Source organism: Sphingobium sp. BS19, from assembly GCF_027925545.1.
GTDB lineage: Bacteria > Pseudomonadota > Alphaproteobacteria > Sphingomonadales > Sphingomonadaceae > Sphingobium.
Genome location: NZ_BSEF01000057.1, coordinates 1 through 5,311 on the forward strand (window position 1 = coordinate 1; position 5,311 = coordinate 5,311).

Genomic DNA, 5,311 nt, shown 5'->3' on the forward strand with positions numbered 1-5,311 from the left:
TCGCCTCGCCAAGGACTGGGAAACAACCCTAGCCTCATCAACAGCATGGGCCACCATTGCTTCCATCCGCATGGTCACCCGGCGAACTGCAAGGTATTGCTACGCTTGAGGAACTTCCGAGTCAGGCTCTAAGGGGCGCGTAGAATTATGGTCGATACTGAAACCCGGATGCGTGAGCTTGAGCATCGGTTCAGGAACATTCTCACTATCGTTCGCTCCCTTGTCAGTCAAAGCTTGCAGAGGGCCGAGTCGATCGAGGACGCCCGATCGACCATTGACGAGCGATTGGCGGCGCTGGGCGGTGCGATCGAGCAGCTTCTAGCCCATGATTGGGAAGCCGCACCGCTGCCGGCGCTGGCCGAGAACGCGCTTGCGCACTTCACCCTTGGCGCTGACCGCATGCGCCTCGCTGGCCCCACGGTCACAATCGGCCCCAAGGCGGCGATGACGTTGACCCTTGCCTTTCACGAGCTGGCGACGAACGCGATCAAATATGGTGCGCTGTCCAATGAAACGGGCACGATCGAGTTGACATGGAAGGTACTGGATTCGGGCGCCGAGGCCGAACTTTGGATGCAATGGGCCGAACGGGGCGGCCCGCGAGTCGTCAAGCCCGAGCGCCAGGGTTTTGGGTCGCGGCTGATATGCACGGCGGCGAGCCGCAGCTTGTGCGGCCGTGCCGAGCTGGACTTTCCGACGTCGGGCATCGTTTGGACCTTGCTCGCCCCTCTGACTGCGGTCGAGGCCTGACGTGAATCTGGCATAGCGCCAGAGTGTTCGCCAGCCCAGACAGGGCGCGGGTGCGCTAGGAACAATAATGCGAACTCACCTTTAGAATGGCGAGCGTATAGCCAAGAAAGGTGAAACATGAAGATCAATATCTTGCTTGTGGCTTCGGTTCTTAGCCTCTCACCGGGATTGGCCTACGCTCAAACGACTGAAGATCCGATCCTTACGCAGTATGCCACCGACTTCGGGCTGTCCGCAGATGAAGCCAAGGTTCAAATGGATGCGATGAATGAGGCGATCGAGCTTCAAGCGAAGCTGGCAGAAGCGGAAAGCGTGCGCTTTGGGGGAATTTATATTGAGCATTCCCCTAAGTTCCGCGTCGTTGTTCGACTGGTTGGGGGTGCCGAGCAACTACTGTCGCGTTATACAAGCAATCCGTTAATTGTGGCGGAGAAGGCTGCGCAGCCCCTGGTTGCATTGCGCAATAAACAAGAAGCAGCAATCAAAGCCCTAGCTGCGAGCGAGCCAAATTTTGGCACCGAGGTTGATGTGCGCAAAGGTCGCTTGGCGATCTACGCTCCCAGCCCAGATCGTGTTCGTGGAAAACTCAAGGGCGCAGGCCTTGCGGATGATGACACGGAGTTTGTCGCCGCCGACAAACGTGACCAGCTTGTGGCGAGCGTCCGGGGTGGTGAGCAACTCACCACACAAACAGATAGCGCTGGCTTCTACGAGAACGGCACGCTGGGTTTTGCCGTGATCAAGGGCACTACACGCGGCATTCTAACAGCCGCACACGTTGGCGAGTGCATTGGTGCTGGAAGTTCCTGCGTCAAAAATAGTCCGTTCACAAGTCAGGGTGTGTCGTTCACTTGGCAGGGGCAGATGAACTCTGGCAGTGACGATTATGAATGGCGGACGGTCTCGGCAGGAAATACGATCACGAACACGATAAAGTACTCAACATCAAGCCTGACGGTGACGGGAACGGCGGATCCCACCACCTTCCCTGTGGGCACGACTGTTTGCAAGCAAGGCGCTACCACAGGTTACACCTGCGGCACGATTGAAGCTACAAACTCTTCGACCACTTACAATGGCTCGACTGGCTATTGGGTTCGGGTAAAGCGCAACACTAGCGGCAATATGGCGGACTCCGGCGACAGCGGCGGTCCTGTGTTCGGCGGTGGCGCGTCGGCAGGTCAGGCGACCGCATACGGCATTGTTCATTCGAAAGTCACCGCACCAGCGGACCAAGTAGGACAGATGATGTTCATGCCAATCAAACGGATTAGTGGCCTCGGGCTTTCGGTAGCGACAAATTGATGCGCGGGATATTCTCCATTGTACCTTTGGTGCTTGCGCTGGGCGGTTGTATTACCCCATCGCCCATCCAAGAGGCGTCGTCTAATGGGGTTGCTGGCTCATGGGAGGTTGATTCCTCTCGAAACGGAGGCGTACCTGCCTTAACTCTCAGATTCTTAGATGACGGCACAATTACTGGTACTGTAGCGTGCAATTCAATCAGCGCGCGGTATCAGCTAGTGTCTGACACGCTTACGATCTCCGAGGCTGACATAACTGCTCTTGAATGCGGAGGCCGCCCAGAAGCTGCTCGCGCCGGCGAGATAGCTCAGAGTTTGCTCGCGTCCTCTCCCTACCGCGTCATCCAGCGCGAGAAAGGAAGGATTTCGCTTATGGGTGCTGCCGTAAGCTGGCGCCTAAAACGTACTGACGCAGGGATGTAAGTCAGTCCGGCATTTGGAGCGGCTTTGGAACGATGCAAAAATCAAAAGTTTCGCATCAAACCGAAAGCCGCGCTTTTCCGCGCCCTTCCCTGATGCAAAAATCTGATGCAGAATCGCGCCATGATTTACGGCTATGCGCGTGTAGATATCAGCGCTAATTGACACGGTTCTGGCAGCGATGGATGGCACGTTGCGGAGCGGCGCGGGGTTCTCGCAGGGGATCGAGTTCTGGGAATGGACGGCGAGCAAATCACCGCGACGGGGTTCACCGATCGCTCATGAGCGCCATGCTAGCTGACGCCATGCGGAATTCTCATTCAATCCTGCTCACCCTCCTGACTACACTGATCGCAGGCTGTTCTGCCGTGCCCCCTGTGCTGGAGGCGGAGCCGGAGCCGCAGCTGCAGGCACCTGCCACCCGAGCTCCCCGAACCGTCAATGCACTAGCTGAAATCGTGGGCGAATGGGACATCGTGAGATTCGACAATCATTCGCCTCCTCGGCTCGATAACGATGGTCAGCGCCACGCCTATGTCGATATCGGCCACCGCAGCTTGCGCTTCGCCATCAGCTGCAATCACTCAGGCATGGCCGGGCATATTGAAGGCGGTGCGCTGACGCCTGCCGCGGTCGACAAAAGCACGCAGACGGCTATGGGCTGTGGCCCAGAGCGCGAGGCGCGGGACGCAACTTTCTTCAGCTTTTTCCGCGCGCGGCCGCAAGTTGGGTTATTGCCGGACGGCCGCTTGCGGATATGGAATTCCCATCACGAGTTGCTGCTGGAGCAATCCTCGAGACGCCGGTTGGCTATGGGTCCGCCGCTGTCGGAAATCACCGGAATTTGGCGGGTTGTCAGCTTCATGCAGTTCGAAGGCAGAGACCAACGGGGCCAACGAGGCTGGGGGGCCATGTTTGCCCCTGGTCGACTCCGCATTGGGGGAAGAACGCTAAGCTATAGCCGCTGTCCAACAGCATCCCTGCGAGTCACCTATACAAGCGATTTCGTGTTACGACGCGACAGCGGGGCCGAGCCTGCGACCACCGTTGATTGCCGGGTAGTCACCCCTGCTCCCACCGAAGTCGAGCCGATGCTCGCCGCGTTGCTCACGCAATCGCCGGCAGCCGAGCGCGTGAGCAACAATCGCTTCATCCTTCGCAGCCGGGACTACGCCGTGGTCCTAACGAGCGAAGCTGACTATCAACGGCAATTCGGCATTTATGCGGCGGACTGGGAGCGCCACCCTGGATAGCAGCATCGATATGAAGCCCCTGTCTTACGGACTTGTCAGAACCCTCAGGCCAAAGTCTTCAAGATAGCGTACCGGCATGAAAATGGCGTCATTCTCATCCGGATAATAGCCGCTTTCAGAATGAACACCCCAAGCCTCGTTATATGTTTCACTAAACCAGGGCGCCCCGCTATCGCCATTTTCCGATAGATTCAGGCCTTGAGGGTGACGTACTTGCACAAAAGTAGCAGGTACTCCCTGCAAATTGTAACTGGTGTGGAGACAATATTTCCGCATGTCTTATATGTAGTGTATCCATACTTGCATAGATATTCCCCATTCTGGAACGCCGACTGAGGATATACAGCTGTGATCGCCAGTGTTGCGGTGGACCCGTTTTTGATGGTGTTGGTGAATTTCGGAAACGTCCCTTGGCTGTGCCATTGTACATCATAAGGGGTGTTGGCCCCGACCCGCTGCTCGACGAACGGGAGATAAGTCTGGTCTGCGCTCCAGAGCTCGTTGTCGCAATGACCCGACGTGATCTTATAGCGGGTCGTCGTGCTCGCGATCTTGAAAACGGTGAATCCTGCAGTGCAGGTACCCGTAGCACCATAGACGAGCTGACCACCCAGAAGCGCATTCGCTTCTCCTTTGTGCTGACCAGCTTTGCGCATTCCTCGTGTCGGCCTTACCCTGGTTTTTTCAACTCCTTCCACCCCAGCGGATTTAAGCAGACCGTTGACCCTTGGCGCCTGCGCCCCTTCGACGATAATGTCGATGGTTCCGTCGGCTCTAAGAGCCTGACTCGGAAGTTCCTCAAGCGTAGCAATACCTTGCAGTTCGCCGGGTGACCATGCGGATGGAAGCAATGGTGGCCCATGCTGTTGATGAGGCTAGGGTTGTTTCCCAGTCCTTGGCGAGGCGACGGCATCGGCCGAGCCATGCGAAGGTGCGTTCGACGACCCATCGGCGCGGGAGGACCTGGAATCCGTTGGCCTTGTCGGAGCGCTTGATGATCTCGATCGTCCAGCATCCCGATCCGGCGAGGGCATCCCTGAGCTTGTCGCCGGCATAGCCTCCGTCGGCGAAGACATGGCGCAGCCAGGGAAAGCGCTGTCGCACGGCCCGCAGGACGTCGACGGCGCCATCACGGTCCTGGATATCGGCGGTGTGCACGAGGATGAAGATCAGAAAGCCGCAAGTGTCCGTCAGGATGTGGCGCTTCCTGCCCTTGATCTTCTTGCCCGCGTCATAGCCGCAGGGACCGCCGCTCTCGGTGGTCTTCACTGACTGGCTATCGATGACACCGGCGCTCGGAGAGGCTTCGCGGCCCTCGATCTCACGCAAGTTCATGACCAGAACCACGTTCATAGCGTCGAGAAGGCCCGCATTGCGCCACGCATAGAAATACCGCTGAACTGTCGAGACGGGCGGGAAGCACTTCGGGAGCAGCCTCCAGGCACAGCCACTCGCGGCGATGTAGAGCAAGGCATTCAGGACTTCGCGCATGTCCGTCCTGCGGCGCCGGCCTCCGCGCTTGGCTGGTGGGATGAAGGGAGCCACCAACGACCATTCCCGCTCCGTCATATCACTGGAATAGCG

General features: G+C 58.0%; 6 protein-coding genes and 1 pseudogene. 5 read left to right on the forward strand and 2 right to left on the reverse strand.

Translation table 11 applies throughout. From position 1 onward, the window contains the following. The 5 genes and pseudogenes from QMG56_RS22945 to QMG56_RS22960 form a co-directional block, all read left to right on the forward strand. Positions 1–109, forward strand: a pseudogene (locus QMG56_RS22945) (IS5/IS1182 family transposase); the annotation flags it as partial. 38 nt (positions 110–147) lie between these two features. Next, positions 148–750 carry a sensor histidine kinase gene (locus QMG56_RS22950; RefSeq protein ID WP_281825197.1) on the forward strand — a complete coding sequence of 201 codons (603 nt, stop codon included), beginning with the start codon at positions 148–150 and terminating at the stop codon, positions 748–750. Positions 751–867: 117 nt separating this feature from the next. Further along, positions 868–2,055, forward strand: coding sequence for a S1 family peptidase (locus tag QMG56_RS22955; RefSeq protein WP_281825199.1), 1,188 nt, complete (start codon positions 868–870; stop codon positions 2,053–2,055). After that, positions 2,055–2,477, forward strand: a complete 423-nt coding sequence (locus tag QMG56_RS23630) for an META domain-containing protein (RefSeq protein ID WP_350339861.1) — start codon at positions 2,055–2,057, stop codon at positions 2,475–2,477. Before QMG56_RS22955 ends, QMG56_RS23630 begins: the two co-directional genes overlap by 1 nt. A 374-nt stretch (positions 2,478–2,851) precedes the next feature. After that, a complete protein-coding gene (locus tag QMG56_RS22960; RefSeq protein WP_281825201.1) occupies positions 2,852–3,727 on the forward strand; it encodes a hypothetical protein in 876 nt (291 codons plus the stop codon). 191 nt (positions 3,728–3,918) lie between these two features. Here QMG56_RS22960 and QMG56_RS22965 read toward each other — a convergent pair whose 3' ends face one another. Beyond that, positions 3,919–4,578 carry a hypothetical protein gene (locus QMG56_RS22965; RefSeq protein ID WP_281825203.1) on the reverse strand — a complete coding sequence of 220 codons (660 nt, stop codon included), beginning with the start codon at positions 4,576–4,578 and terminating at the stop codon, positions 3,919–3,921. Further along, positions 4,526–5,311: IS5 family transposase (locus QMG56_RS22970; RefSeq protein WP_281825204.1), on the reverse strand; the 786-nt coding region annotated here is incomplete at its 5' end. The genes QMG56_RS22965 and QMG56_RS22970, both read right to left, overlap by 53 nt.

Excerpts from the sequence above, each read along its gene's own strand:
- QMG56_RS22955 (WP_281825199.1), top strand. The coding sequence starts at position 868 with ATGAAGATCAATATCTTGCTTGTGGCTTCGGTTCTTAGCCTCTCACCG.
- QMG56_RS23630 (WP_350339861.1), top strand. The coding sequence starts at position 2,055 with ATGCGCGGGATATTCTCCATTGTACCTTTGGTGCTTGCGCTGGGCGGT.
- QMG56_RS22950 (WP_281825197.1), top strand. The coding sequence starts at position 148 with ATGGTCGATACTGAAACCCGGATGCGTGAGCTTGAGCATCGGTTCAGG.